Below are 25,358 nucleotides of genomic sequence, written 5' to 3'. Positions count from 1 at the left end.
CGTGACCACAGAACAGAGTGAGCGCGCGCCCGCGTCCGAGGACTGGCGCGCGACCGGCGAGCGCATCGACACCCTGATCGCCGCCAGTGCCTCGGGCGGCGCCGTCGCCCGTGAGCGCAGTGAGGAACTGGTCCGGCTCGTCACGGACTTCTACGGGGCGGGGCTTGAGCGGCTGCTCGATCTCGTCTACGAGCAGGGGAAGTTGGGCGACGAGACGCTGGCCGCGCTGGCGGCCGACGATCTGGTGGCCAGCCTGCTGCTGGTGCACGGGCTGCACCCGTACAGCGTGGAGACCCGGGTCGAACAGGCGCTGGAAAGCGTGCGGCCCTATCTGGGCTCGCACGGCGGCGACGTGGAACTGCTCGGTGTCACCGACGACGGAGTCGTCGGGTTGCGGCTGCTGGGCAGTTGCGACGGCTGCCCGTCGTCGTCCGCGACGCTCAAGCTGGCCGTGCAGGGTGCCGTCGAGGCGGCGGCGCCCGAGATCACCACGATCGAGGTGCGCTCGGCCGACGAGGAAGGCTCCGCCGCCGCAGGACCGGTCGTCCCGGTCGAGGCGCTTTTCTCCCGGCTGCACGGGAGCGCGCCGGCCGCCGACGAGGCCGGGGCGTCCTGGCAGCCGGTGCCCGAGCTGCTCGCGCTGGAGTCGGGCGCCGTCACGCAGGTCACCGCCGCGGACGTGCCCGTCGTGGCCTGTCGGATCGGCGCCGACCTGTTCGCCTTCCGGGACCGCTGCGCGCGGTGCGAGACGTCGCTGGCGGGCGCGGCGCTGGCCCGCAGGCTCGGCGGCGCCTCGGGCGACGCGGTGCTGCGCTGCCCTGCCTGCCGGGCGCACTACGACGTACGCCGCGCGGGCGCCTGCCTCGACGTCGAGGGGTTGCATCTGGACCCGCTGCCGCTGCTGGCGGACGGCGCGAGCGTGTCGGTGGCCGTTCCGGCCCCGGTGGCCTCTTCCGCGCCGGTGGCGACATGATCGCCGGCTCCCGGCCGTCCCCGGTGGCCGCACTGCTGCGGGTCACCCGCAACCGCCCGCAACCGGTGGCGGGCGAGCGCTGCGAGATGTGCGCCGAGCAGGTCGGCGCCGAGCACTCCCATGTGGTGAACCTCGACAGCCGGGCCCTGATGTGCAGTTGCCGGGCCTGCTACCTGCTCTTCAGCGACCCGGAAGCGCGGCTGCGCTACCGCGCGGTGCCCGAGCGGTATCTGCGCTTCGACGGGCTGCCCCTGGACGAGCGGACCTGGGACGAGCTGCAGATCCCGGTCGGGCTCGCGTTCCTGTTCCGCAACTCGCTCCAGGAGCGCACGATCGCCTTCTACCCGGGACCCGCGGGCGCGACCGAGTCCGAACTGCCGCTGGACGCCTGGGACACCATCGTCCGGGCCAACCCGGAGCTGGCCGTGCTGCGCCCCGACGTGGAGGCCCTGCTGGTGCGCCGCTCGAAAGGACCGGACGGGTCCTCCTGCCATCTGGTGCCGATCGACGCCTGCTACGAACTGGTCGGCAGGCTGCGCACGTTGTGGCGCGGCTTCGACGGCGGCCGTGAGGCGCACGACGCGATGGACGCGTTCTTCGCGCAGGTCGCCGATCGCAGCCGGCCTGCGGTCCTGGACGGCGGTCGCGGATGAGCGGGATGGAGTTCTCCGTGCTCGACGTCGTCGCCGAGCCGTACACCGTCGCACCGCAGCTGACGGCGCGGCTGCGGATCGAGGACGGCGCCGGCGAGCGGATCCACGCGGTCGTGCTGCGCTGCCAGGTCCGTATCGAACCGCAGCGCCGGCACTACGACGCGGCCGAACGGGACGGGCTGCTCGGCCTGTTCGGCGAGCGTGAGCGCTGGTCCGACACGCTGCGGCCGTTCCTGTGGATGCAGTGCAACACCACGGTGCAGGGGTTCACCGGCGCCACCGAGATCGATCTGCCGCTGCCGTGCACGTACGACTTCGACGTGATCGGCTCGCGCTATCTGCACGCGCTGCGCGACGGCACCGTACCGCTCACCCTGCTCTTCTCCGGGACGGTGTTCACCAAGGGCAGCGCGGGGTTCGGGGTGCGGCAGGTGCCGTGGGACTGCGAGGCCCGCTACGACCTGCCGGTCGCCGTGTGGCGGCGGATGATCGCCTCGCACTTTCCGAACTCCGGCTGGATCAGGCTGGATCAGGACGTGCTGGACCAGATCGCCGACTTCCGCGCCCGGCGCGGCCTGATCAGCTGGGACGAGACCGTGCGGATGCTGCTGGCCGACGTCGGCGAGGTGGTCACATGACGGCGCCGGGCCTCGACCAGGTGCGTACGGTCGCCGACGCGGTGCTGTACGAGGGGTACTTGCTCTACCCGTACCGCGCCAGCTCGCACAAGAACCAGTCGCGCTGGCAGTTCGGGGTGCTCGGCCCGCCGTCGGCGGCGCCCGCCAGCTTCGGCGAGGACCCGGGCATGGCGATGCAGTGCCTGCTGACGGCGCCCGGGGACGCACCCGAAGGCACGGCCGCCCGGGTCACCGTCCATTTGCGCTTCCTCCAGCTCCAGGTACGCGAGGTGCAGCGGCTGGAGGCGGACGGCAGCCACTCCCCCGTCGGTGAACTCACCGTGGCCGGTGTGTCGGTGCTCAGCTGGGACGAGGCGGTGGAGCAGGAAATCGCCCTCGGTACCGTGCCGTTGGACGGGCCGACGGATCGACTGCTCACCGTGCCGGGCGGCGAGGAGATCGAAGCGCTCACCGACGAGCGGGGCGTACGGGTGGGCCGTATCGTGCGCCGCCGCGAGGAGCTGACCGCCCGGGTCCGTACCGAGACGGCCGTGGACGACGGGTTCGTCCGGCTGACGGTCTCGGTCGACAACGAGCACGCGGCGACCGCCGCCGACAAGGACGCGGCGATCCGCGCCTCGCTGATCGGCACGCATCTGCTGCTCCGGGCGGAGGGCGCGGAGTTCGTCTCCCTGCTGGAGCCGCCGGCGGCAGCCGAGGCGGCGGCCGGGCGCTGCCGGCAGCGGCGCTGCTGGCCGGTGCTGGCAGGGGCGAAGGGCAGCACCGACACCGTGCTCGGTGCGCCGATCATCCTGTACGACCACCCCGAGGTGGCCGAGCAGAGCGCGGGAGCCCTCTTCGACTCCACCGAGATCGACGAGATCCTGACGCTGCGGGTCATGACCATGACGGACGAGGAGAAGGCGGAGGCGCGGGCGACCGACCCGCGCGCCCGGGAGATCATCGACCGCTGTGACGGCATGTCACCGGCCGACCTCCAGCGGCTCCACGGCCTGCTCCGCGACCCGCACGCCGATCCGCGCGAGGCGCCCGCCGCACCCGCCCAACTGCCCGGCGCGCCCGCCGATCTGCGGGACGCGGAGCCCGCGTCCTTCGACACCGGCGGCGCGCCCTGGTGGGACCCGGCGGCGGACGCCGGTTTCCGGCCCGCGACCGACGCGGTCGTGATCAACGGCGTCAGCGTCGCCAAGGGCAGCCTCGTACGGGTGCACCCCTCCCGCCGCGCGGACGCCCAGGACCTGTTCTTCGCCGGGCAGGTGGCGCGGGTGACCGCCGTGCTCTCGGACGTCGACGGCGGGGTGCATGTCGCGCTCGTACTCGTCGACGATCCGGCGGCCGACATGCACGACTGGTACGGCCGGTATTTCTACTTCGCCCCCGACGAGCTGGAACCGCTGCCCGCCGGGAGCCACCCGGAACCGGAGCCGGAACACCGAGAGGAGAGCCGATCGTGAAGACCCTGGGAATCATCACCACAGGCGTCGCGGCGACCGCCGCGGCCGTGGCCGTTGTCGTCGGTGTGATGTCGATCCCCGACGTCCGCCGCTACCTGCGCATGCGCGCGATGTAAGGACATGGATCCGATGAAGAACGACACACCAGCAGAGGACCGGGCGGAGGAGCCACAGGAGGAGCGCGGCGCCAAGGGCTCACGCGACACCGGCTCCGACAAGCCGTCCGGCGGCCCGGCCGACCGCCCCGAGGGCGGCTCGGACGAGAAGTCCGACACCTCGGTCGACCCGCAGTCACCGAACCACCCGGACGCGCCGGACCTGCAGTCCGGCGGAGGCTGACCGTGGCCGACGGCGTACTGGTCGCCGGCATCGGCAACCTCTTCCTCGGTGACGACGGCTTCGGCCCCGAGGTCGTACGGCGGCTGGCGGGCGAGGGCGGCCTGCCGCCGTCGGTCCGGGTCACGGACTACGGCATCCGCGGCATGCACCTCGCGTACGACCTGCTCGACGGGTACGACGCGCTGGTGCTGGTCGACGCGTATCCGGGCGGCGGCGCCGCCGGTGAGGTGAGCGTGCTCGAAGTCGGGCCCGACGACCTCGGTACGGGTGAATTCGATGCACACGGGATGAATCCGGTCGCAGTACTGGCAAATCTGGGCCAACTGGGCGGTACTCTTCCGGTCACCTACGTCGTGGGCTGCACCCCGGCCGGGGTGGAGGAGGGCATCGGGCTGAGCGATGCCGTCTCCGCCGCCGTACCCGAAGCGCTCGACGCGGTACGCACCTTGGTCCGGCGGCTCGTGCCGGCCGAACCCGCCGAGCCCAGGAGCCCTTGAACATGTGCCTTGGCATTCCCGGTCAGGTCGTGGAGATCGTCGAGGGGTACGCGGGACAGCTCGCGCTCGTCGACGTCGAGGGCGCCCGGCGGCGCGTCAACATCGGCATGCTCGACGCACCGCCCGCCGTGGGTGACTGGGTGCTGCTGCACATGGGCTTCGCCGTGGAGCTGATCGACCGGGCCAAGGCGCGCGAGGCGCTGGCCGGTCTCGCCATGATGGGCAGCGGCGGTACGAGCCGGGTCCGGCGGCGGTACGAGGTGCACGGCGTCGTGCAGGGCGTGGGCTTCCGGCCGTTCGTCTATGTCCTCGCCTCGGAACTCATGCTGGCCGGCTGGGTGACGAACACCCCGGCCGGAGTGGTCGCCGAGGTCGAGGGCGACGAGCCGGCGGTCGCCGAGTTCGGCCGCCGGCTGATCGAGCGCCCGCCGCCGCTCGCGGTCGTCGAAGCCGTCCACACCTCCGAGCAGCCGACGCGCGGCGGCACCGGATTCACCATCGAGGACTCCACCGGGGGTGACCGCGCCCGCACCCTGGTCTCCCCCGACGTCGCGACCTGCCAGGACTGTCTGGCCGAGCTGGCTGACCCGGCGGACCGGCGCCACCGCCACCCCTTCATCTCCTGCACCCACTGCGGCCCCCGGTTCACGATCGTCACCGGCACGCCCTACGACCGGGCCGCGACCACGATGGCCGCCTTCGAGATGTGCGAGGCGTGCCGGGCGGAGTACGAGGATCCGGGCGACCGGCGCTTCCACGCCCAGCCGATCGCCTGCCACGACTGCGGGCCGCGGCTCGAACTGATCCGCAAGGACGGCTCGCCCGCCGACGGCGCCGAAGCGCTGCGGGTGGCGCGGCAGTTGCTCGCCGAAGGCCGGATCGTCGCGGTCAAGGGGCTCGGCGGCTACCACCTCGCCTGCGACGCGCGCAGCGACACGGCGGTGGCGGAGCTGCGGCGCCGTAAGCAGCGCGGCGGCAAGCCGTTCGCCGTGATGGTCGCCGACCTGGAGACCGCCGCCGGGCTCGTGTCGCTGAGCGAGGACGAGGAGGCACTGCTGACCGGCGTGCGGCGGCCGATCGTCGTGCTGCCGCGCAGGACGGGCCCCGGGCTCTCCGACGAGGTGGCGCCGGGCAGTCCCGACCTCGGGCTGATGCTGCCCTACACACCGCTGCACACGCTGCTGTTCGGGATCGGCGACGATCCGGCGGGGCCCGACGCGCTGGTGATGACCTCGGCCAACCGTTCGGGCGAGCCGATCGTCACCGACGACGCGCGGGCGCTGACGGAGCTGGCGCCGCTGGTCGACGCCTGGCTGCGGCACGACCGGAAGATCCAGATGCCGTGCGACGACTCGGTGAGCCGGTTCGTCGCCGGGGCGGAGCTGCCGCTGCGCCGCTCGCGTGGGTACGCGCCGCTGCCGCTGGCGCTGCCGTTCGGGGTGCCGCCGATGCTCGCTGTCGGCGCCGACCTGAAGAACACCTGCGCGCTGGCGGAGGGCCGGTACGCGTGGGTGAGCCAGCACATCGGCGACATGGACGACCTCGCCACGGTCGAGGCGCTGACCGCGACCGAGGCCCAGCTGGAACAGCTCACCGGCGTCTCCCCCGGCCAGCTGGTGGCGGACGGGCATCCCGACTACCGCTCGGCGGAGTGGGCGAGGACGAACGCGGCGGGCCGCCCGGTCCGTACGGTCCAGCACCACCACGCGCACATCGCCTCCGTGATGGGTGAGCACGGCGTCGAGGCCGGTGAGCGGGTGATCGGGGTCGCCTTCGACGGCACCGGGCACGGCACGGACGGCGCCGCCTGGGGCGGTGAGGTGCTGGTCGCGGGCTACAAGTCGTTCCACCGGGCGGCGCGGCTGCGCTACGTGCCGCTCGCGGGCGGTGACGCGAGTGTGCTGCGGCCCTACCGGATGGCGCTCGCGCATCTGCACGCGGCCGGGGTCGACTGGGCCGAGGACATTCCGGCGGTCGCCGCCTGCCCGGCCAGGGAACGGGACGTACTGGTCCACCAGTTCGGGACCGGCTTCGGCTGTGTGCCGACGTCGAGCATGGGCCGGCTCTTCGACGCCGTCGCCTCACTGGCCGGGGTACGGCACGAGGTGGCGTACGAGGCGGAGGCGGCCGTCGCGCTGGAGGGTCTGGCGCGCGGCGTCGGCGTACCGGCGGGGACGGGTTACGCCTTCGGCCTCGACTCCGCCGCCGCCACCGGTTCCCACGAGCCGGTGATCGCGGATCCGGGTCCGGTGGTCCGTGCCGTCGTCGGCGACGTACGGGCCGGTACCGCCGGCGAACTGATCGCCGCGCGTTTCCACACCGCCGTCGTCACCCTCGTCGGCGACCTCGCCGAGCACTGCCGGAGCCGGACGGGCCTCGACGTGGTGGCGCTCGGCGGCGGTGTGTTCCAGAACGCCGTGCTGCTCGAAGGCGCCGAACGGACCCTGGCCGAACGGGGCTTCACCGTGCTGCGGCCCCGGCTGCTCCCCCCGAACGACGGCGGAATCGCGCTCGGCCAGCTGCTGATCGCGGCTTCGGGCTGAGCGCACCACGCCGAAGCACCGAGAGAACCACAGAGAAGAGAGACCATGTGTCTGGCAGTTCCGGGGCGTGTCCTCAGTACCGCCGAGGTCGACGGCACCTTGATGGCCGACGTCGACTTCGGCGGCGTACGCAAGGAGGTGTGCCTCCAGTACATCCCCGACGTGACGGTCGGTGAATACGTCGTCGTCCATGTCGGTTTCGCCATCCAGCGCCTCGACGAACGCTCCGCGCAGGAGACGTTGGCCAACTTCGAGAAACTCGGCATCCTCGCCGAGGAGTTCGGGGACGGCTTCGAACTCGCCGCCGAGCAGGCGGGTTTGTCGGAAGCACCCGTGCGGCAGACGCCGCTGCCCGAAGGAGCCGGCCGATGAGGTATCTCGACGAGTTCAGCGACCCCGAGCTGGCGAAGCGGCTGCTCGACCAGATCCACGCGGCCACCACCAGGCCCTGGGCCATGATGGAGGTCTGCGGGGGCCAGACCCACTCGATCATCCGGCACGGCATCGACCAACTGCTGCCCGAGGGCGTGGAGATGATCCACGGCCCCGGCTGTCCTGTCTGTGTGACCCCGCTGGAGATCATCGACAGGGCGCTCGCCATCGCGGCGACCCCCGGGGTGATCTTCTGTTCCTTCGGCGACATGCTGCGGGTGCCGGGCAGCGGCCGGGACCTGTTCTCCGTCAAGAGCGCCGGCGGTGACGTACGGGTGGTGTACTCGCCGCTCGACGCGCTGAAGCTGGCCCGGGAGAACCCCGACCGGGAGGTCGTCTTCTTCGGCATCGGCTTCGAGACCACCGCGCCCGCCAACGCCATGACGGTGTATCAGGCCGCGCGCCTGGGTGTGCCGAACTTCTCGCTGCTGGTCTCGCACGTGCTGGTGCCGCCCGCGATGTCGGCCGTCATGGAGTCGTCGACCTGCCGGGTGCAGGCGTTCCTCGCCGCCGGGCACGTGTGCAGTGTGATGGGCACCGCCGAGTACCCGCCGCTCGCCGCGAAGTACCAGGTCCCCATCGTGATCACCGGCTTCGAGCCGCTGGACATCCTCGAAGGCATCCGCAGGACCGTCGTCCAGCTCGAAGCGGGCCGGCACGAGGTGGAGAACGCCTACGAGCGCGCCGTGCGCGCCGAGGGCAACGTCCCGGCGATGGAGATGCTGCGGGACGTCTTCGAGGTGACCGACCGCACCTGGCGCGGTATCGGCATGATCCCGCGCAGCGGCTGGCGACTGGCCCCGAAGTACCGGGAGTTCGACGCCGAGCTGCGGTTCGACGTGGCGGACATCCGCACCGCCGAGTCGTCGCTGTGCCGGTCGGGCGAGGTCCTGCAGGGCCTCATCAAGCCGCACGAGTGCGCCGCCTTCGGCAAGGAGTGCACGCCGCGCAGCCCGCTCGGCGCGACGATGGTCTCCTCCGAGGGCGCGTGCGCCGCCTACCACGCCTACCGCCGACTGGAACTGGTCGATTCGAAGTGACTGAAGCCATGCAACACGCAGCCGATCTCGACTTCGAGAGCTGGGTCTGCCCGGTGCCGCTGCGGGACACCCCGACCGTCGTGATGGGCCACGGCGGCGGCGGCGCGATGTCGGGCGAACTGATCGAGCATCTGTTCCTGCCGGGGTACGGGGCCGCCGCCAGCGCCGAGTTGGGCGACTCGGCGGTCGTGTCGGCCGGTGACGGCAGCCGGCTCGCCTTCTCCACCGACTCGTTCGTGGTGAAGCCGATGTTCTTCCCCGGCGGGTCGATCGGTGATCTCGCCGTGAACGGCACGGTCAACGACCTGGCGATGTCCGGCGCGACCCCGCTGTTCCTGTCGACCGCCTTCATCCTCCAGGAGGGCACCCCGCTCGCCGAACTCGGCCGGATCGCCCGGGACATGGGCGAGGCGGCGCAGGCGGCCGGGGTCCGGCTCGTCACCGGCGACACCAAGGTCGTCGACAGCGCGAGCGGCGACGGGGTGTACATCAACACCTCGGGGATCGGGGTGATCGCCGACGGCGTCGACATCGGCCCGCGCCGCGCGCGGCCCGGCGACGCGGTGCTCGTCAGCGGCGACATCGGCGTGCACGGCGTCGCCGTCATGAGCTGCCGGGACGGTCTGGAGTTCGGCACGACCGTGGAGAGCGACACGGCGCCGCTGCACGGGCTTGTGGCCCGCATGCTCGCCACCGGCGCCGACGTGCGCGTCCTGCGCGACCCCACCCGCGGCGGTGTGTCGGCCTCGCTGAACGAGATCGCCCGAGCCTCGCAGGTCGGCGTCGAGCTGGTCGAGAAGGAGCTGCCGGTCCCGGAGACCGTACGGGACGCGTGCAGCCTGCTGGGACTCGATCCGCTCCAGGTCGCGAACGAGGGCAAGCTGCTCGCCGTCGTACCGGCCGAGGCGGCCGACGAGGTGCTGGCCGCCATGCGCGCGCATCCGCTGGGCGGCTCGGCGTGCCGGATCGGCACGTGTGTGCCCGACCATCCGGGCATGGTCGTCGCCCGGACGGGTCTCGGCGGCACCCGGGTGGTCGGCCTGCCCATCGGTGAGCAGTTGCCGAGGATCTGCTGATGAGCGCCGAGGGCGCGGTGCTCTTCGCGCGGTACGCCTATCCGCCGAACGAACTGGGCTACTGCGGCCCGGCCGACGCCTCCGCGCTGCTGTCGCCCGGCGGGAGCGCCGGGATCGAGCGGCGGGCGCGGCAGTTCGAGGGCGCGTGGTGCTATCTGGAGTTCCTGGCCGAGTCGGCGGGGCTCGCCGATCCGCTGGACCCGCGCGTCGTCGAGGCGTACTGGCTCGGCAACGACCTGCTGGAGCTGGCCGATCCTGGTGCGCTGCTCGACCGGATGCGGGAGCGGTTCCGCGGCCAGCTCGGCGGCACGTGGCAGGAGGCGGGGCAGCGCGCCCTCGCCCATCACAGCTTCCAGGTGTTCGACGTGTACCCGTGGGCGCGGATGCTGCGCGCCGGCGGCAGTCCTACGGCGCTGGGCGTGCTCGACCAGTGCCGGATCCGCACCGGTGTGGTGTGCGAGGTCGACGGCGAGACGGCGGTGGCGCGGTCGCGTCCGCTCGTCTGGGACGGTACGCGGATGGTGACCGGGGAGCCGCGCCGCCAGGTGGTGCGCTGGTCGACGGGCGGCAGGTCGCTGATCGGCGGGCTCTCCCCCGGCGACCGGGTGGCGCTGCACTGGGACTGGGTGTGTGACGTCCTCACCGAGGAACAGGCAGCGCGTGTCGAGTCGCTGGAGGAGTCGCGGCGCAACGGTGGTGCGTGCCCGGTTCCGTAACCGGGGGCATGGGCCCGGTCCTGGGCACGCACCCGTCGCTGTCACACGGCTCGCGCCGTCCGGCCGGCCGTCAGACGGTCAGCAGGCTCGGCTTGGCCGCCTTGTCGGTGGGCAGGAACGTGTCCGGCACCGGGTACTGGCCGAGGACGAAGTGCAGGATCGCCGCGTGCATCGCCTCGACGGGCGCGATGGTGGCGGCGGTCTCGATCCCGCCGGCGCTCTTCACGTTGTACGTGGCGAAGAGGTACGTCTGCGCCGCCTGGTCCTCCAGCCGGAGCGCCAGCTTCGCCACGTCGGCGACGCTGGTCGCCTTCGACAGCGCGCTGGTGACCTGCTGCTGGTTGGAGAGCGGCACGTTGGTGATGGCCGGCTTGCCCGCGCCGGTCAGCACCGCGTTCCACGCCTTCGCGTGGTCCTCGTGCTGCGCCATCGCCTTGGTGACGAAGCTCGCCACCGCCGGCGGTACGGTCCCGAGCTTGCCCGCCTTGGCCGCGGACAGCGTCGCCTTGTACGCACCGACGGCCTGGTTCTCCAGCGCGACCGCCAGGGCGACGATCTTCAGGTCACCGGTGTAGGTGACCTTGTCGGAGACAGCGGCAGGCGACCGGGCGTCGCCGGCCGACGACTGGGAGGCCGACGAGTCCTTGTCGCTGGAGCAGGCGGCGAGCAGGAACGCGGCGCCGACCCCGCCGGCGCCCAGCAGGAACCGCCGCCGGTCGGACTTGATCTGCTCCGTGAGATCGGCGGCACTGGCGCGCATCGCGGGCAGTGTCTCCCGGTGCGCCTCCTCCATCTCGTGGGTGAGACGGTCGAGCTGACCCTCGCTGATGGGCAGCTCCCAGCCGCCCTGCTTGGTACTCACTTCACGGCCCCTTCAGAGATCGGCGAGGCATCCTTGGTCGGGTAGAAGGTGTCGGGGATCCCGACGGTGCCGGCGGCGGCGGGCAGCTTGGCGGCATCCGTGGGGATGGCGATCAGGCTGGCGTCACCGGCGGCGAGCAGCGCCTGCACGGACAGCAGTGTCGAGCGGTGCTGCGCCTCCACGGGAGCGACGGAGGCGAAGAGCCTGCGCAGCTGCGGGTCGCTGACCTGGCCGACGTTCTTGGTGTACGTCTGCGCGGCGACGTCCTCCAGCGTGATGGCCAGCTTGACCACGTCCGCCGGGGTCTTGATCGACGGCAGCGTCTGCTTGACGATGGCCGCGTACTTCGGGTCGGGCCCGGTCTGCGCCTTGCCGCCGCCCTGGGTCGCCGCCGCGTTGAACGCCTTGGCGTGCGCCTGGTGCTGCTGGGTGGTCTTGGCGATGAACGCCGCGACCGTCTTGTTGCCGTTCTTGATGAACGGCAGGCCTGCCGCTGTCTGGTAGACGCTGACGGCCAGGTTCTCGATGGACGCCGCGGTCTGCAGCGCCATGATGTCGTCGGCCGATGTCGCGGCCATGGCCCGGTTCGGGCCGAAGAGGGCCGCGGCGCCGATCGCGCCTGCCAGCACGCCTCCCCGCTGCCACCACCGCTCCGGTCGCCCCGCGGACTCGGCGAAGTCCGCCAGCGCGCTGCCCGTGATGCGCAAGGCGTCGCTGTTCAGGTCCTGTGACTGCTCGGTCAGTTCTTCAAGCAGTCGGGTGTCGATGTGCTCTGCGCCCATCACGCCCCATCTCTCTCGGCGCCCGCGCCACCGCGGGCACTCCCACCGACACATTCGCGAGGTAGGGAGGCGGGGATTGCCCTTGTCACCGGCATGGCGCACTGATTCACCCCATCGGCCCAACGAAGGGCCGGGGATACCGGGGGTAGTAGCAAGGGCCTTCGGGCGCCTTCGCACAGACCCCCGGTGGTGCGCCCAGGGCCTGTCGGGTGGATCGGGCCGGATCAGGGAGCGGGAGCCGGTGTCGTGGATCGCAAGGCGGAGGAGGGAGGCGACGCGGAGCGTCGCCGACCGACGACAACGCCGCGAGGCGCGGTGCCGGCCCCCGCGAGCCCGGCACGATCCACCCGACAGGCCCTAGGCGCCGGGACCCGGATCGGGCCGTATCGCGTCGCGCAGCCCGGCGCGCGCGGCCTCCAGCTGGGCGGCGAAGGCCACGCCGAGGAGAAGGGCGATGGCCGCGAGGTTGGCCCACAGCAGCAGCGCGACGAAGGCGGTCAGGGGCCCGTAGACCGTGCCGAAGGAGCCGCTGCGGTCGACGTACAGGCCGAGCAGCCAGGTCGCCGCCACCCACAGCACCAGATGGACGGCGGAGCCGAAGGCGAGCCAGGTGTAGCCCGGCTGGTCGCGGCGGGGCGCCCAGCGGAACAGGGCCGCCGACGCCACCCAGGTCAGCAGCACCCCGACCGGGATCCGCAGCCAGTCCCAGGCGTTGCGCAGCCCCTGTCCCCAGCCGAAGGTCTCGTCCAGGGCGCTGCCCACCGCCTCGCCGCCGACCAGCACCAGGAACCCCCCGATCAGCGGGAGTCCGGCGATGACGACGAGCAACAGCGCCCTGCCGTACTTGAGCACGAAGGGCCGGTCGCGCTCGATGCCGTAGACGCGGTTGGCGCCGCGCTCGATCTGGGACATGGCGGCGGCGAGATTGACGGTGGCGAAGCCGAGGCCGAGCCAGACGGCGATGGCGGCGCCGATCCCGGCGCCCGCGCCGCGCCGCGACCGGTCGAGCGAGTCGCGTACGAGTTCGGCGCTGGGCCCCGGCGCGATCCGGCCGAGCGTCAGCTCCACGACCCGGCCGACGCTCTCGGTGTGCACGGTGGTGGCGACCCCGACCAGCGCGATGGTGAACGGCACGAGCGCCAGGACGATCTGGAAGGCCAGCGCGCGGGCGTTGCTGAAGCCGTCCGCGTAACGGAACCGCAGAAAGGCGTCGACGAGCAGCTTGCGGCCGCCGTAGCGGCGCAGCGCCGCCCACGCCTCGTCGCCGGACAGCTCGTCACCGATCATGTCCCGCGTCTGCGGAACATGGACCGCTGTCCCCATCTCGTCCCCCGCCTCGCCGCCCGGTGATCCCCGGCGGCGTCTACCCCGTACGGCCGGGAACAGGCACGGGTCGGCCGTCAGCGGACGCTGAGCCAGTGCGGGTCGGGGACGACGGTCAGCACGGCCGACACGAGGACGACGCAGGACAGTACGGCCAGTTCGGCGCGGGCGGGCCCGCCCGCGTCCCGGCCGCCCCGCAGCCGCCCTCTGGCGCGCAGGGCCAGGCCGCTCGCCACGGCGACGAGCGCGAGCTTGGCGATGAGGACCCGGCCGTACGCCGAGCTGAGCACCACGTCGAACGGCAGGCGGCGCAGCGCCGACACGGTGCCGGTCGCGGTGAGGGCGGCGAGCAGCCAGCCGGCGACCCGGGCGTAGCGGGCGAGGACGGCGCGCGCCTCGGTCCTGTCGGCCCTGCGCAGCCACATCGTGCGCAGGACGTGGCACAGGCCGCCGGTCCACACGGAGGCGGCGGTGAGATGGACGACGGTGAGGGCCGTGCCGAGCAGCGGGGTGTACGCCTCGGGGTGCGCGCGCAGGGCCTCGGCGCCGATGACGACGGCCAGCGGCAGCGCGGCGAGGAACGGCCGCCTCAGCGCGGCGCAGCCGGCGGCGAGCAGGAAGCCGTTGGCCATGACGAGCAGCAGCCGGCCGTCGACCGTGCCGTAGACGGAGGCGATGTCGAGGTCGCTGACCTCGGAGAGCACCAGGATCTGACCTGCCGCCGCGGCGGCTCCGGTCAGTGCGGCGGGCACGGCCCAACTGCGGGGCGCTGGACCGGTACGCGCGAACCGGTGACCGGCCAGCTCGCCGATGTGCAGGGCCAGCGCGGCGAAGACGGCGGCGCGCAGCAGGGCGGTGGGTCCCGCGGCGGGGATGTGCAGCTCACCGGTGCCGTGGGTGGCGGCGCCGACACCGAGCAGGGCGATCAGCACGGCGAGCACGGCCCCGCCCGCGAGCAGGGCCTTGGTACGGGGGGTCGGTCGCGTGGCGGGCGGCGGCGCGCTCGCGGGACCGGCACCGGGGCCCGCGCCGGTCCGCCGGCGGCCTGCCTCGGTGACATCGCGTGCGGTGGGTCCCGGGAAGATCACCGGATGATCGTCTCCGCCGCCGCTGTCGCGCGCCAGCTCGGCTGCGGCGAATGCCGTACGGCGGATCCGGTGGGCGGCCCTCCGGACCCGGGGGCCGCCGCGCGCCGGTCGCGTGTCAGCCCTTGCTGCGGGCGGCCAGGAACTCGTCGAAGTTCAGCAGCCCGTCACCGTTGCCGTCGTGGGCGTTGATGACTGCCTGGGCCACGGGCTCCGTCACGTAGTGGTCGCCGAGCCGAGCCATGAGGCTCTTGTACTCGGCGGCCGTGATCAGGCCGTCCCCGTCCGCGTCGAACTGGTCGAACGCCTTGCGCACGTCGTCGATGTCCGCCACTGATTCCGCCCCTTCGTTCATGCCGTATGGACGGGTTCAGATTATCGGCTCGTCGCGGCCCTCCTGAGCGGCGGTACGTCAGGGCAGCTGTCGGTCGGCGACGCGCATCTCGAACCATGTGGTCTTGCCCCTGGGTAAGAGGTCCACGCCCCAGCGGTCGGCGAGCCGGTTGACCAGGAACAGGCCCCGGCCGCTGGTGTCCATCTCGCGGACCGGCATCAGACACGGCAGCCCGCGCGACGGGTCCCGTACCTCGATCCTGATCCAGCCGCGGCGCCGCAGCATCCGCAGCCCGAAGACCCGGGCGCCGGTGTGCCGGACGGCGTTGCCGACGAGTTCGGAGACGAGCAGGACGGCGTACTCGGCGGTCTGCGGCGAAAGCGCCCACTGGCGCAGTACGACACCGTGGGTGATCCGCCGGGCGGCCGCCGCCGACTCGGGGCGGGACGGCAGCCGGACTTCCGCGTCCGTCGGATTACCGAACAATTCCAGCGCCTGAAGCGCCTGTTCGTCCTCGACGGCCGGTGTCCGCCGCACCGTGGACGCATGGCCGCTTCGCTGCGGCTGCTCCACATCCTCCAGGCCCGCCATGCCCACCATCATGGCCGCAGCGGGGGCGCTCCGGGGGCGTTCCTGGGGAATCAACCCCCCGGAATGAGTCATTCCGGGGGGCGTGTTTGGCATATGCCAACGGCAGTGCGCATTACCGAACAGCCTGACTGACCTGCGGTGACACCGCGCGTTCGAACGGTCGCGACACGCGATCAAGCGTTTTTTCTTAAGGTTCTCTTAAGGTGGGGCTAAGCCGTCAGGCCACTTGACGGAACCCGCCGCCATGTCCAACAGGCTTTGGATCAGAGGAACTTGGCCTTGCCCGGACCGTCCTCGACGAAGGAGCGCATCCCGCGCTCCCGGTCCTCGGTGGCGAACAGGCCTGCGAACCAGTTGCGTTCGATGGCGAGTCCGGTCTCCAGGTCGGTCTCCAGACCCGCGTCGACCGACTCCTTCGCCGCGCGCAGCGCGAGCGCCGGCCCCTTGGCGAGCTTCGCCGCCCAGGCGTGCGCCTGCTCGTAGACCTCGGCCGCCGGGACCACCCGGTCGACGAGACCGATCGCCAGAGCCTCGTCCGCCGCGACCTGACGGCCCGTGAAGATCAGGTCCTTGGCGCGGGAGGGTCCGACCAGCCTGGCGAGCCGCTGGGTGCCACCGGCGCCGGGAATCAGCCCCAGCAGGATCTCGGGCTGACCGAGCTTGGCGTTGTCGGCGGCGATCCGGAAGTCGGCACACAGGGTCAGCTCGCAGCCGCCGCCGAGCGCGTAGCCGGTAATGGCGGCGACGACGGGCTTGGGGATACGGGCCACGGCCGTGAACGACTCCTGGAGGGAGCGGGAGCGGACGATCATCGCCGCGTGGTCCATCTGCCGCATCTCCTTGATGTCGGCGCCGGCGGCGAAGACCTTCTCGCCGCCGTACAGGACGACGGAGCGCACGTCGTCACGCCGGCCCACCTCTTCGGCGAGCTCGCGCAGCCGGTCCTGGATCGAGATGTCCAGCGCGTTCATCGGGGGGCGGTCGAGCCGGATCGTTCCGACGCCGCCGTCGACTTCGAGGGTCACAGTGTCCGCGGTGTGAGCGGTGTTCGCAGATGCCATGGGAGGCAGGTTAACGGCGGCTAACGCGCGGGGACCCGGTGCGCTTGGTCACAGCGCGCCGGGTCCCCGGTGACGAAGCCGGTGGAGCGGGTGCCTACTTGGTCCAGTCCGCCCAGGACAGGTTCCAGCCGTTCAGGCCGTTGTCCGGGGCGATCGTCTTGTCCTTGGAGTTCTTCACGACGACCACGTCACCGATGAGCGAGCTGTTGTAGAACCAGGCCGCCGGGGTGCCGCTGTCGCCGCCGCCGCGTGCGTCACGCAGGCCGACACAGCCGTGGCTGGTGTTGGTCGAGCCGAAGATGCCCGGCGCCGCCCAGTAGTTGCCGTGGATGAAGGTGCCCGACGACGAGAGGCGCATCGCGTGCGGCACGTCGGGGATGTCGTACTCCCCGCCGAACCCGACCGTGTCACCGTTCATCCGGGTCACCGCGTACTTCTCGCTGATGACCATCTGCCCGTTGTACGTGGTGTTCGCCGGCGCGCCCGCGCTGATCGGGATCTTCTTGATCTGCTTGCCGTCCCTGACGACCTTCATGGTGTGCTTGCCCGCGTCGACCGTGGAGACCTGCGAGCGGCCGATCGTGAAGCTGAACGACTTGGCCTGCTTGCCGTAGACCCCCGGCCGCCCCTCGACGCCGTCAAGGTTGAGCTTGACCGTGACCTTGGTCCCCGGCGCCCAGTACTTCTCGGGCCGGAAGTCGAGGCGGTCGTTGCCGAACCAGTGGCCCTCGACCGGCACCGCCGGGTCGGCGGTCACGGTGATGGCCTTCTCCACCGCCTCCGGGTCCGTGATGCCCCGGGTGAAGTTGAGCGAGACCGGCATACCCACGCCGACCGTCGCCTTGTCCTCGGGGGTGTAGTAGCCGATGAAGGTGTTCTGCGGGACGAGCGTGGTGAAGGTGATGTCCTTGGCGGACACCCGCCCGTCCGCGTCCTTCGCCGACGCGTGCACCTTGTACTTGGTCGCGCCCGCCAGATGCTGGAGCGGCTGCCACGTGCTGCCGTCCGCCGCGAGCTTCCCGTCGACCGGGTCGCCCTTGTCGTCCTTGACGGTGACGGTCGTCAGCTTGCCCTTGGCCGCCGACACCTTCAGCGCGCCGGTGGTGGCGACCGACTTCGCGCCGTCCTCCGGTGCGATCGTCACGACCGCCTGCGAGGCCGTGTTGGCCGCCTGCGCCGCGTCCTTGGCGTCGCCCGCCTTGTCACCGCCGCCCTTCGCCGCGCCGCCCCCGCCGCCGCCCCCGCAGGCGGTGACCATGATCAGCAGGGCGCCGAGCAACAGCGCCAGCAGCCCCGTTCGGCTTCTGCGCCGCACCGGCGCCTTGGATATCGGTAGCTGGTTCACCATGGTCGTCTCCCCTCGCACGGCCTGGCCCCGCCACGGCCCGCACTCCTGCGCGCCTGGTCCACGCGCCCGGCGATAGATAATCACATCGAGTGCCCCGTGGAGTTCTCGCTAATGTCACCGTTCCGTCCCAACTGCGCCGGACAGTGCAGGTCATGGCGGTGTACGGGCCGGACCGCGCGGGGTACGGGCAGCGCGGGGTACGGGCCGGACGGCGCGGGCTCAGCGCAGGGCCGAGCCCGCCACCCAGGCCGGCCAGTCCAGGTTCCAGCCACTGAGCCCGTTGTCCGGAGCGACCACGCTGTCACGGGAGTTGACGACCTCCACCACGTCGCCGACCAGCGTCCGGTCGAAGAACCAGCCCGCCGGGGTGTCGGCGCCGCCGCCCTTGACGTCCCGCAGCCCCACGCACCCGTGACTGGTGTTCAGGGAGCCGAACGTGTCCTCGGACGCCCAGTAGTTGCCGTGCAGGAACGTCCCCGACGTGGTCAGCCGCAGCGCGTGCGGCACGTCCTTGATGTCGTACTCCCCGCCGAACCCGACGGTCCTGCCGTCCATGCGCGTGACGTCGTACAGCTCGGAGACCACCATCTTGCCGTTGTACGTGGTCGTCTTCGCGGCGCCCGCCGTGATCGGCAGGGTGGACAGCAGCGCCCCGTCGCGCCGTACCTCCATGGTGTGCCGCTCGGCGTCGACCAGCGAGACCTGCGAGCGGCCGACCGTGAAGGCGACGGTCTTGCGCTGGATGCCGACGACCCCGGGCGCCGCCTGGACGTCCCGCAGCCGCACGTCGACCGTGACCTTCGTGCCCGGCCGCCAGTACGCGCGCGGCCGGAAGTCGAGGCGCCGGTCGCCGAACCAGTGACCGACGACCTCCACCGCCGGGACGGAGGTGATCCGGATGGCGCGCTCGACGGCGGCCCGGTCGCGGATCCGCCGGTTGAAGTCGAACGAGACGATCATGCCCGTACCGACGGTCGAACGGTTCTCCGGCTTGAAGTACCCGATGAAGCGGTGGGTGGGCACCGCCGTGGTGAAGGTCGTGTGCCGCGCCGAGCGCCTGCCGTCCCCGTCGACCGCGACCGCGTCCACGCCGTACTTGGCCGCCAGGGCGACCCGCTCGCCGCTCAGCGGGGCCCAGGAGCGGCCGTCGGCGGAGATCCGGCCCGCCAGCGGCTCCCGGACCGCGTCCTCGACCCTGCGTACCTCGACCCGCTCCAGACGGCCCTCGGCCACCTTGACCGCGATCCGGTCCGACCGGCCGACGCCCTTCGTGCCGTTCCCGGGCGTGACCTGGATCGAGTCCCCGGGTGCCCCGGACTTTCCGGCCAGGAACGAGCCGCCGCCGGAGCACCCCGCCAGCCCGCCCATCAGTCCTGCCCAGGCCAGTACGGTGGCCGCGGCGGCCCCTGCGCGCTTCAGTACATGTCTCACGCACTTCCAACGATCAGCCCCCCGCGCCGGAAACGTGAGGGCGGGGCCCGAGAAGGGAAGAACAGTCGCAAGGACCACGCGAGGAGAGCCACGGCCGGGACGCCGTGCGCACCGAGCCGCGAGGCCGACGAGCCGCAGGAGGCCGGACAGGTGGCGAGCGCAGCCGAGCAGGAGACAGCGCACAGAACGGTGCGGGAGACCAGGGAGGCGGCGGAGGCGGTCGGCGCCTTCGGCTTCCTCGGGGAGCCCGGCAGGGCCGTACCGCCGGTGTGGCCGGGGGCGCCGACCCCGCTCGGGGCGCGCTACCGGGTGGGCCCCGACGGGGTCGCCGGCACGAACTTCGCCCTGTGGGCCGGCGGCGCGCAGGCGGTGGAGGTCTGCCTGTTCGACGACGAGGAGACCGAGACCCGGCTGCCGCTGACCGAGCAGACCCACGGGATCTGGCACGGCTTCGTGCCGGGCATCGGGGTGGGGCAGCGGTACGGCTTCCGGGTGCACGGCCGCTGGGACCCCTGGACGGGGGCCCGCTGGAACCCGGCGAAGCTGCTGCTCGACCCGTACGCCCGCGCGGTCGACGGCGATTTCACGCTGCCGCCCGAGGTGTACGGGCATGTCAGGGACTGGCCGCAGCAGCAGGTCGCCGACACCGTACGGGACGAGCGGGACTCCGCGCCGTTCGTCCCCAAGGGGGTGGTCGTCCATGACGACGACCCCGGCGACGAGTGGGCCGACGACCGGCGCCCCAAGACCCCCTGGGCCGACTCGGTCATCTACGAACTGCATGTGCGCGGCTTCACCAAGCTCCACCCCGGCATCCCGGAGAAGCTGCGCGGCACCTACGCGGGGCTCGGCCACCCGGCGGCCGTCGACCATCTGCGCCGGCTCGGCGTGACGGCGGTCGAGCTGCTGCCAGTGCACCAGTTCGCCCACGAGGACCATCTGCTCAAGCGCGGGCTGCGCAACTACTGGGGCTACAACTCCATCGGCTACTTCGCGCCGCACGCCGGGTACGCGGCGGGCGGCACCCGCGGCCAGCAGGTCGAGGAGTTCAAGGAGATGGTCCGCTCGCTGCACGACGCGGGCATCGAGGTGATCCTCGACGTGGTCTACAACCACACGGCCGAGGCCGGCGAGCAGGGTCCGACGCTGTCGCTGCGCGGCATCGACAACCGCGGCTACTACCGGCTGCCGTCCGACGCCCGCCGCTACACGGACTACACCGGCTGCGGCAACACCCTGCACGTGGTCCAGCCCCATGTGCTGCGGCTGATCACCGACTCGCTGCGCTACTGGGTCACGGAGATGGGCGTCGACGGCTTCCGCTTCGACCTGGCTGCGGCGCTGGCCCGCTCCATGCACGACGTCGACATGCTCTCGCCGTTCCTCGCCGTCATCGCCCAGGACCCGGTGCTGCGCCGGGTGAAGCTGATCGCCGAGCCGTGGGACGTCGGCAGCGGCGGCTACCAGGTCGGCGCGTTCCCCCCGCTGTGGACGGAGTGGAACGACCGCTACCGCGACGCCGTACGGGACTTCTGGCGCGGCGCGACCCCCGACGTACGCGATCTCGGCTACCGGCTCTCCGGCTCCAGCGACCTGTACGCGTGGGGCGGCAGGCGGCCGTACGCCTCCGTCAACTTCATCACGGCGCACGACGGCTTCACCCTGCGTGACCTGGTCAGTTACGAGCACAAACACAACGAGGCCAACGGCGAGGGCAACCGCGACGGCACGAACGACAACCGCGCGTGGAACTGCGGCGCCGAGGGCGAGACCGACGACCCGGCGATCAACACGCTCCGCCGCCGCCAGCTGCGGAACCTGCTGACGACGCTGCTCGTGTCGACGGGCGTGCCGATGCTCGTCGCGGGCGACGAGATGGGCCGTACGCAGGGCGGCAGCAACAACGCGTACTGCCAGGACAACGAGGTGAGCTGGCTCGACTGGTCCCTGCTGGAGCAGCCGGGTTCGTACGGGCTCTACCGGCTGACCGCCCGGCTGCTGGAGCTGCGCAGGGACCATCCGGTGCTGCGCCGCCGCGCCTTCTTCTCCGGCCGGCCGCAGACCGCCGACGGGCTGCGGGACCTGGCCTGGTTCACGGAGCGCGGCGAGGAGATGACGGAGGAGGACTGGTGGGCGCCGGCCTCGACGCTCGGTCTCTTCCTCTCGGGCCGGGACATCCCGGGCCGGGACGCGCGCGGCGAGAAGATCACCGACGACAGCTTCCTGACCGTGCTGCACTCGTCGGCCGAGCCGGTGGACTTCGCACTCCCGGGCCCGCCGTGGGCGCGCCAGTACGAGCTGGTGGTCGACACGTCGCTGGAGGAGCAGGCCGAGGAACCGGGGACGGTCTTCGAGGCGGGCACGACGGTGACGGTCCCGGGCCGGGCGGTACTGCTGCTGCGGGTACGGGCGTAAGGCGCGGCCGGCGGGGTCGGCGCCGCGTCAGCCGAGGATGCGGCGGTCGTACGCCACGGCGACCGCCGCCGCCCTGTCCTTCACGCCGAGCTTGCCGTAGAGGTGGGTGAGGTGGGTCTTGACGGTCGCCTCGCTGATGAACAGCTCCTTGGCGATCTCCCGGTTCGACGTGCCCCTGGCGACCAGTTCGAGCACCTCGCGCTCGCGCGCCGACAGCGGCTCGACGCCGCCCGCCGCCGGGGTCCTGACCCGGGAGACCAGCCGGGAGGCGACCGCGGGCGACAGGACCGTACGGCCGTCCGCCGCCGCCCGTACCGCGGTGAACAGCTCCTCGCGCGGGGCGTCCTTCAGCAGATAGCCGGTGGCGCCCGCCTCGATCGCGGGGAGCGTGTCGGAGTCCGTGTCGTACGTGGTCAGCACGAGCACCTTCGCGCGGGCGCCGCGCCGGGCCAGCTCGGCGATGGCCGCGACCCCGCCGCCGTCCGGCATCCGCAGGTCCATCAGGACCACGTCGGGGTCGAGGCGCAGGGCCAGTTCGACGCCCTCGACACCGCCCGCCGCCTCGCCGAGCACCGCGAAGCCGGGCGCCGATTCGAACATGCCGCGCAGACCGTCCCGTACCACGGGGTGGTCGTCGACGAGGATCAGGGTGATGGTCCGTTCAGCCATGGCGCACCAAAGGTACGCGAGCCGAGACGGCGGTGCCGCCGCCTTCCTCCGACTCGACGGTGACGGTGCCGGCGATCCGCTCGGCGCGTGCCTTCATGCCGGCCAGACCGAAGCCGTGGCTGCCGGAGCGGGCGGGCAGGGCGAGCGGGTCGAAGCCGCTGCCGTCGTCCCGTACGTCCAGGGACACCTCGTCACCCATGAAGGAGAGCGTCACGCCGACCCGGGCCGGGGAGGCGTGCTTGCCGGCGTTGGCGAGGGCTTCCTGGGCTATCCGCAGCAGTGTCGAGGCGACCTCGTCGTGCAGCGGCTCCTCCGTACCGGTGACGGTGAAGTCGGCCCGGACGCCGCCGCGTTCGGCCCAGCCCGCGACGGTCTTCTTGAGCGCCTCGGGGAGTGTGTCGTTCTCCAGCTCGGCCGGGCTCAGGTTCTGCACCGACCTGCGGGCCTCGCCCAGACTGCTGCGGGCGAGGGCCGACGCGCGCTCCAGATGGGTCCGGGCGACCTCCGTGTCGGTGCTGGCGGAGACCACCTGGAGCTGGGCGATGATGCCGGCCAGGCCCTGCGCGATGGTGTCGTGGATCTCGGCGGCGAGCCTGCGCCGCTCGTCGGCGACCCCGGCCTCCCTGGCCTGGATGATCAGCTGGGCGTGCAGGCTCGCGTTCTCCTCCATGGCCTGCTCAAGACGGGCGTTGGTCTCCTCCAGCGACATGATCGTCGCGGCCCGTTCCTTGGCCGCCTCCAGCTCCTTGACCCCGAGGTGGGCGAAGGCCGTGGTGATGGAGGCGTTCAGCACGAAGAGGCCGCCGAAGAGGATCCAGCCGGTCGCGCCGTCGGGCGGCAGGCCGCCGGCTTCCGAGCCGGCCATGGTGACGGCGGTGACCAGCATCCCCGCCCGCATCACCGGCTTCGGCAGCAGCCGCGCGACGTCGAAGTAGCCGATGACGGCGAAGATGGAGAACAGCGGGTTGAGGAAGGTCAGCGCGAAGGCCAGGGCCGTCCGCACGCAGTAGTAGACCCTGCCCGGCACCGCGTGCTCGGGCAGCCCCGGCCTGACCCGCCCCCACCACACCTGGAGCGCCACGGTGGCCAGGACGAGGGCACCGGCCGCGTACATCTGCGCGCGGGTCATCCCGATCGCTTGGGCCACGGCCGCCGAGATCAGCGTCGCGAACCCCAGCAGCGCGCTGGCGCCGTAGCGGTAGAACTGCTCCCAGCGCCGTTCGAGCGAGACCATGCCCATCCCTGCCATGTCCTCAGTCTCCCCCTGTCGCCCCTGGCCCCGCAGTAGCCCCGCGACGAACGCCGACGTCCCCTCGGAGTCGGTGTTCGGACCTCTCACTCCCACCGGAACCAGCGTGCCGCGCAGGCCGTCAGGACGACCGTCCACAGCGCCATGACACCGAGGTGCGCCCAGCCGGGCCAGTCGCCGCGCATGGCCTGGTCCAGGGCCTGCGACCCAGCGCCGAACGGCGTGTACTCGACGATCTTCCGCAGCAGGTCGGGCATGGTCTGCACCGGCAGCCAGACCCCTGCGGTGAACATCGCGGGGAAGAAGGCCGCGGAGCCGATGGCCTGGGCGGCCTTCTGGGTACGGGCGACGGCGCAGACCAGGGCGCCCAGGGACAGCGCGCTCGCCGCCGCGAGCACCAGCGCCAGCAGATAGCCGCCGAGCTGGTCCGGCAGGCTGACGTCGAAGGCGAGCCTGCCCACGGCCATCACCAGGATCGCCGACCCGATGGAACCGGCGCCGAGCAGCAGCAGATACGCCGTCAGCAGGGCCTGCGGGCGCACCGGCGTGGTCGACATCCGGCGCAGGATGCCGCGCTCCCGGTAGCCGGTCAGCACCGGCGGCATGGCCTGCAGCCCGGCCATGATCAGGGCGAGCAGGACGGCCACGGGGACGTACAGGTCGATGACCCGCCGGCCGCCGAGTGAGGCGTCGGGGTCACGGAAGGACGGGATCAGGCCGAGGATCACCATCAGGACGGTCGGGAAGGCCAGGATCCAGAAGATGATGGCGGGCTCGCGGAAGAAGAGCTTGGTCTCCGTCTTGAAGACGACGGCGGATGCGGAAGCCATGTCAGACCCTCTCTTCTGTCTCTTCCGAGGTGCCGGCGGTCCCGGCGGTCCCGGCGGTGGTGGCGGCTGTACTCGTCGCGTCGGTGGTGAGGTCGAGGAACGCGTCGTCCAGCGACGCCTCGGTGACCCGCAGCTGGCGCGCGGTCAGGTGCCGGACGGCGAGCAGCGAGATCACGGCGTTGACGGTCTCGTCCGTACCGTTGATCGTGACCCGGTCGCCCTTGTACTCCACGGCCGACGCCTCGGGCAGCGCGGCCAGTTCGCGCTCGCCGAGCGGCTCGGACGGGGTGAAGGAGATGACGGTGGACGCCGTCGACCTGCTGATCAGCCCGGACGGGGTGTCGAGCGCCGCCACCCGGCCCTTGTCGATCACCGCGATCCGGTCGCAGAGCCGCTGGGCCTCCTCCATGAAGTGCGTGACGAGCAGCACCGTCACGCCGCTGTCCCTGATCTCCTCGATCAGGGTCCAGGTGTCGCGCCTGGCCCGCGGGTCGAGTCCGGTGGTCAGCTCGTCGAGGACGACCACCCGCGGGTTGCCGATCAGCGAGAGCGCGATGAACAGCCGCTGCTTCTGGCCCCCTGACAGCTTCGCGAACCGGGTCGTCAGTTTGGACTCCAGGCCGAGGCGCGCCGCGAGGGGGCGCCAGTCGGCCGGGTCGGAGTAGAACGCGCTGTACAGCTCCAGCGCCTCCCGTACGGTCAGTTTGGCCTGGAGCTCGCTCTCCTGGAGCTGTACGCCGAGGAGCCGGGTCACCTGCTCGTGGTCGGCGACCGGGTCGAGCCCGGCCACCCGGACCGTCCCCGCGTCCGGGATCCGCAGTCCCTCGACACACTCCACCGTCGTCGTCTTGCCGGCGCCGTTGGGACCGAGGATCCCGAATATCTCGCCTTCTTGGACGTCGAAGGTCACCCCGTCAACGGCGGGTTTGCCGTTGTAGGCCTTGTGCAGGCCATTCACTTCGATGATTGCCATGCGCCAAGAATCCCCCGCGCCTGAGGCCGGAACAATCGGCCGTC

General features: G+C 72.0%; 26 protein-coding genes. 13 read left to right on the top strand and 13 right to left on the bottom strand.

The genetic code is table 11. The features are described from left to right. Position 1 precedes the first annotated feature (1 nt). Genes OHS57_RS26840 through OHS57_RS26790 form a run of 12 tightly spaced genes read left to right on the top strand, consistent with a single transcriptional unit; the run spans position 2 to position 10,361 of the window. On the top strand, positions 2 to 973 hold the full coding sequence (locus OHS57_RS26840) for a NifU family protein (RefSeq protein WP_328583595.1): 972 nt from the start codon (positions 2 to 4) through the stop codon (positions 971 to 973). Further along, positions 970 to 1,626: a DUF5947 family protein gene (locus OHS57_RS26835; protein WP_328583594.1), complete on the top strand. Its 657-nt coding sequence runs from the start codon at positions 970 to 972 to the stop codon at positions 1,624 to 1,626. Before OHS57_RS26840 ends, OHS57_RS26835 begins: the two co-directional genes overlap by 4 nt. Then, positions 1,623 to 2,264, top strand: a complete 642-nt coding sequence (locus OHS57_RS26830; protein WP_328583593.1) for a DUF6084 family protein — start codon at positions 1,623 to 1,625, stop codon at positions 2,262 to 2,264. Before OHS57_RS26835 ends, OHS57_RS26830 begins: the two co-directional genes overlap by 4 nt. After that, positions 2,261 to 3,718 (top strand): hypothetical protein, encoded by a 1,458-nt coding sequence (locus OHS57_RS26825; RefSeq protein ID WP_328583592.1) that lies wholly within the window; start codon positions 2,261 to 2,263, stop codon positions 3,716 to 3,718. Before OHS57_RS26830 ends, OHS57_RS26825 begins: the two co-directional genes overlap by 4 nt. Beyond that, positions 3,715 to 3,834 carry a DUF6893 family small protein gene (locus tag OHS57_RS37800; protein WP_443042974.1) on the top strand — a complete coding sequence of 40 codons (120 nt, stop codon included), beginning with the start codon at positions 3,715 to 3,717 and terminating at the stop codon, positions 3,832 to 3,834. The genes OHS57_RS26825 and OHS57_RS37800 overlap by 4 nt, the downstream gene beginning before the upstream one ends. Before the next feature lie 13 nt (positions 3,835 to 3,847). Further along, positions 3,848 to 4,057 (top strand): hypothetical protein, encoded by a 210-nt coding sequence (locus OHS57_RS26820; RefSeq protein ID WP_157874279.1) that lies wholly within the window; start codon positions 3,848 to 3,850, stop codon positions 4,055 to 4,057. A gap of 2 nt (positions 4,058 to 4,059) precedes the next feature. After that, on the top strand, positions 4,060 to 4,554 hold the full coding sequence (locus OHS57_RS26815) for a hydrogenase maturation protease (protein ID WP_328583591.1): 495 nt from the start codon (positions 4,060 to 4,062) through the stop codon (positions 4,552 to 4,554). Positions 4,555 to 4,556: 2 nt separating this feature from the next. Further along, entirely contained in the window at positions 4,557 to 7,097 is a 2,541-nt protein-coding gene (gene hypF / locus OHS57_RS26810; protein WP_328583590.1) for a carbamoyltransferase HypF, read from the top strand. A 45-nt stretch (positions 7,098 to 7,142) separates the two neighbouring features. Then, on the top strand, positions 7,143 to 7,469 hold the full coding sequence (locus tag OHS57_RS26805) for a HypC/HybG/HupF family hydrogenase formation chaperone (protein WP_328583589.1): 327 nt from the start codon (positions 7,143 to 7,145) through the stop codon (positions 7,467 to 7,469). Next, positions 7,466 to 8,569: a hydrogenase formation protein HypD gene (hypD, locus tag OHS57_RS26800; RefSeq protein ID WP_328583588.1), complete on the top strand. Its 1,104-nt coding sequence runs from the start codon at positions 7,466 to 7,468 to the stop codon at positions 8,567 to 8,569. The genes OHS57_RS26805 and hypD overlap by 4 nt, the downstream gene beginning before the upstream one ends. Positions 8,570 to 8,577: 8 nt before the next feature. Beyond that, positions 8,578 to 9,645, top strand: coding sequence for a hydrogenase expression/formation protein HypE (hypE, locus tag OHS57_RS26795; RefSeq protein WP_041984182.1), 1,068 nt, complete (start codon positions 8,578 to 8,580; stop codon positions 9,643 to 9,645). After that, a complete protein-coding gene (locus tag OHS57_RS26790; RefSeq protein ID WP_041984184.1) occupies positions 9,645 to 10,361 on the top strand; it encodes a DUF6390 family protein in 717 nt (238 codons plus the stop codon). The genes hypE and OHS57_RS26790 overlap by 1 nt, the downstream gene beginning before the upstream one ends. A 70-nt stretch (positions 10,362 to 10,431) precedes the next feature. Here the strand turns inward: OHS57_RS26790 and OHS57_RS26785 are convergent, their stop codons facing one another. The 9 genes from OHS57_RS26785 to OHS57_RS26745 form a co-directional block, all read right to left on the bottom strand. Beyond that, positions 10,432 to 11,223: a ferritin-like domain-containing protein gene (locus OHS57_RS26785; RefSeq protein ID WP_328583587.1), complete on the bottom strand. Its 792-nt coding sequence runs from the start codon at positions 11,221 to 11,223 to the stop codon at positions 10,432 to 10,434. Then, complete coding sequence (locus OHS57_RS26780; RefSeq protein WP_041984187.1) at positions 11,220 to 12,005, bottom strand: ferritin-like domain-containing protein; 786 nt, start codon at positions 12,003 to 12,005, stop codon at positions 11,220 to 11,222. The genes OHS57_RS26785 and OHS57_RS26780 overlap by 4 nt, the downstream gene beginning before the upstream one ends. A gap of 357 nt (positions 12,006 to 12,362) precedes the next feature. Next, a complete protein-coding gene (locus OHS57_RS26775) occupies positions 12,363 to 13,328 on the bottom strand; it encodes a YihY/virulence factor BrkB family protein (RefSeq protein WP_328583586.1) in 966 nt (321 codons plus the stop codon). Positions 13,329 to 13,405: 77 nt separating this feature from the next. Then, on the bottom strand, positions 13,406 to 14,413 hold the full coding sequence (locus tag OHS57_RS26770; protein ID WP_443043099.1) for a CopD family protein: 1,008 nt from the start codon (positions 14,411 to 14,413) through the stop codon (positions 13,406 to 13,408). A gap of 118 nt (positions 14,414 to 14,531) precedes the next feature. Further along, entirely contained in the window at positions 14,532 to 14,747 is a 216-nt protein-coding gene (locus OHS57_RS26765) for an EF-hand domain-containing protein (protein WP_041984191.1), read from the bottom strand. Between the two features lie 78 nt (positions 14,748 to 14,825). Continuing rightward, a complete protein-coding gene (locus tag OHS57_RS26760; RefSeq protein WP_198533383.1) occupies positions 14,826 to 15,350 on the bottom strand; it encodes an ATP-binding protein in 525 nt (174 codons plus the stop codon). Positions 15,351 to 15,601: 251 nt separating this feature from the next. Then, entirely contained in the window at positions 15,602 to 16,399 is a 798-nt protein-coding gene (locus OHS57_RS26755; RefSeq protein WP_328583585.1) for an enoyl-CoA hydratase/isomerase family protein, read from the bottom strand. Positions 16,400 to 16,493: 94 nt separating this feature from the next. After that, positions 16,494 to 17,747, bottom strand: coding sequence for an Ig-like domain-containing protein (locus tag OHS57_RS26750; protein WP_041984195.1), 1,254 nt, complete (start codon positions 17,745 to 17,747; stop codon positions 16,494 to 16,496). A 219-nt stretch (positions 17,748 to 17,966) separates the two neighbouring features. After that, positions 17,967 to 19,178 (bottom strand): L,D-transpeptidase, encoded by a 1,212-nt coding sequence (locus OHS57_RS26745; protein WP_041984197.1) that lies wholly within the window; start codon positions 19,176 to 19,178, stop codon positions 17,967 to 17,969. Positions 19,179 to 19,328: 150 nt separating this feature from the next. On the opposite strand from OHS57_RS26745, the gene glgX reads away from it, so the two are divergent. Then, positions 19,329 to 21,593 (top strand): glycogen debranching protein GlgX, encoded by a 2,265-nt coding sequence (gene glgX, locus OHS57_RS26740; RefSeq protein WP_443042973.1) that lies wholly within the window; start codon positions 19,329 to 19,331, stop codon positions 21,591 to 21,593. 27 nt (positions 21,594 to 21,620) lie between these two features. On the opposite strand, the gene OHS57_RS26735 is transcribed toward glgX, so the two are convergent. The 4 genes from OHS57_RS26735 to OHS57_RS26720 all read right to left on the bottom strand — a co-directional run bounded on the left by OHS57_RS26735 (position 21,621) and on the right by OHS57_RS26720 (position 25,314). Continuing rightward, positions 21,621 to 22,262: a response regulator gene (locus OHS57_RS26735; protein WP_041984199.1), complete on the bottom strand. Its 642-nt coding sequence runs from the start codon at positions 22,260 to 22,262 to the stop codon at positions 21,621 to 21,623. After that, on the bottom strand, positions 22,255 to 23,511 hold the full coding sequence (locus OHS57_RS26730) for a sensor histidine kinase (protein WP_328583584.1): 1,257 nt from the start codon (positions 23,509 to 23,511) through the stop codon (positions 22,255 to 22,257). The genes OHS57_RS26735 and OHS57_RS26730 overlap by 8 nt, the downstream gene beginning before the upstream one ends. Positions 23,512 to 23,597: 86 nt before the next feature. After that, a complete protein-coding gene (locus tag OHS57_RS26725) occupies positions 23,598 to 24,341 on the bottom strand; it encodes an ABC transporter permease (protein WP_328583583.1) in 744 nt (247 codons plus the stop codon). Position 24,342: 1 nt separating this feature from the next. After that, the gene (locus OHS57_RS26720; RefSeq protein WP_328583582.1) at positions 24,343 to 25,314 is read right to left on the bottom strand and encodes an ABC transporter ATP-binding protein; all 972 of its coding nucleotides are present in this window, start codon (positions 25,312 to 25,314) and stop codon (positions 24,343 to 24,345) included. Positions 25,315 to 25,358 lie beyond the last annotated feature (44 nt).

This window comes from Streptomyces sp. NBC_00370 (genome assembly GCF_036084755.1).
Lineage (GTDB): Bacteria > Actinomycetota > Actinomycetes > Streptomycetales > Streptomycetaceae > Streptomyces.
The sequence above is the reverse complement of the archived record's forward strand: the minus strand, read 5'-3'. Positions and strand labels throughout refer to the sequence as shown.

Bases quoted from the DNA above. Each gene is read 5' to 3' on its own strand.
- OHS57_RS26835 (WP_328583594.1), top strand. From the start codon at position 970: ATGATCGCCGGCTCCCGGCCGTCCCCGGTGGCCGCACTGCTGCGGGTC.
- OHS57_RS26830 (WP_328583593.1), top strand. From the start codon at position 1,623: ATGAGCGGGATGGAGTTCTCCGTGCTCGACGTCGTCGCCGAGCCGTAC.
- OHS57_RS26825 (WP_328583592.1), top strand. From the start codon at position 2,261: ATGACGGCGCCGGGCCTCGACCAGGTGCGTACGGTCGCCGACGCGGTG.
- OHS57_RS26820 (WP_157874279.1), top strand. From the start codon at position 3,848: ATGAAGAACGACACACCAGCAGAGGACCGGGCGGAGGAGCCACAGGAG.
- hypF (WP_328583590.1), top strand. From the start codon at position 4,557: ATGTGCCTTGGCATTCCCGGTCAGGTCGTGGAGATCGTCGAGGGGTAC.
- OHS57_RS26805 (WP_328583589.1), top strand. From the start codon at position 7,143: ATGTGTCTGGCAGTTCCGGGGCGTGTCCTCAGTACCGCCGAGGTCGAC.
- hypD (WP_328583588.1), top strand. From the start codon at position 7,466: ATGAGGTATCTCGACGAGTTCAGCGACCCCGAGCTGGCGAAGCGGCTG.
- hypE (WP_041984182.1), top strand. From the start codon at position 8,578: ATGCAACACGCAGCCGATCTCGACTTCGAGAGCTGGGTCTGCCCGGTG.
- OHS57_RS26790 (WP_041984184.1), top strand. From the start codon at position 9,645: ATGAGCGCCGAGGGCGCGGTGCTCTTCGCGCGGTACGCCTATCCGCCG.
- OHS57_RS26780 (WP_041984187.1), bottom strand. From the start codon at position 12,005: ATGGGCGCAGAGCACATCGACACCCGACTGCTTGAAGAACTGACCGAG.
- OHS57_RS26775 (WP_328583586.1), bottom strand. From the start codon at position 13,328: ATGGGGACAGCGGTCCATGTTCCGCAGACGCGGGACATGATCGGTGAC.
- OHS57_RS26760 (WP_198533383.1), bottom strand. From the start codon at position 15,350: ATGATGGTGGGCATGGCGGGCCTGGAGGATGTGGAGCAGCCGCAGCGA.
- OHS57_RS26755 (WP_328583585.1), bottom strand. From the start codon at position 16,399: ATGGCATCTGCGAACACCGCTCACACCGCGGACACTGTGACCCTCGAA.
- OHS57_RS26750 (WP_041984195.1), bottom strand. From the start codon at position 17,747: ATGGTGAACCAGCTACCGATATCCAAGGCGCCGGTGCGGCGCAGAAGC.
- OHS57_RS26735 (WP_041984199.1), bottom strand. From the start codon at position 22,262: ATGGCTGAACGGACCATCACCCTGATCCTCGTCGACGACCACCCCGTG.
- OHS57_RS26730 (WP_328583584.1), bottom strand. From the start codon at position 23,511: ATGGCAGGGATGGGCATGGTCTCGCTCGAACGGCGCTGGGAGCAGTTC.
- OHS57_RS26725 (WP_328583583.1), bottom strand. From the start codon at position 24,341: ATGGCTTCCGCATCCGCCGTCGTCTTCAAGACGGAGACCAAGCTCTTC.
- OHS57_RS26720 (WP_328583582.1), bottom strand. From the start codon at position 25,314: ATGGCAATCATCGAAGTGAATGGCCTGCACAAGGCCTACAACGGCAAA.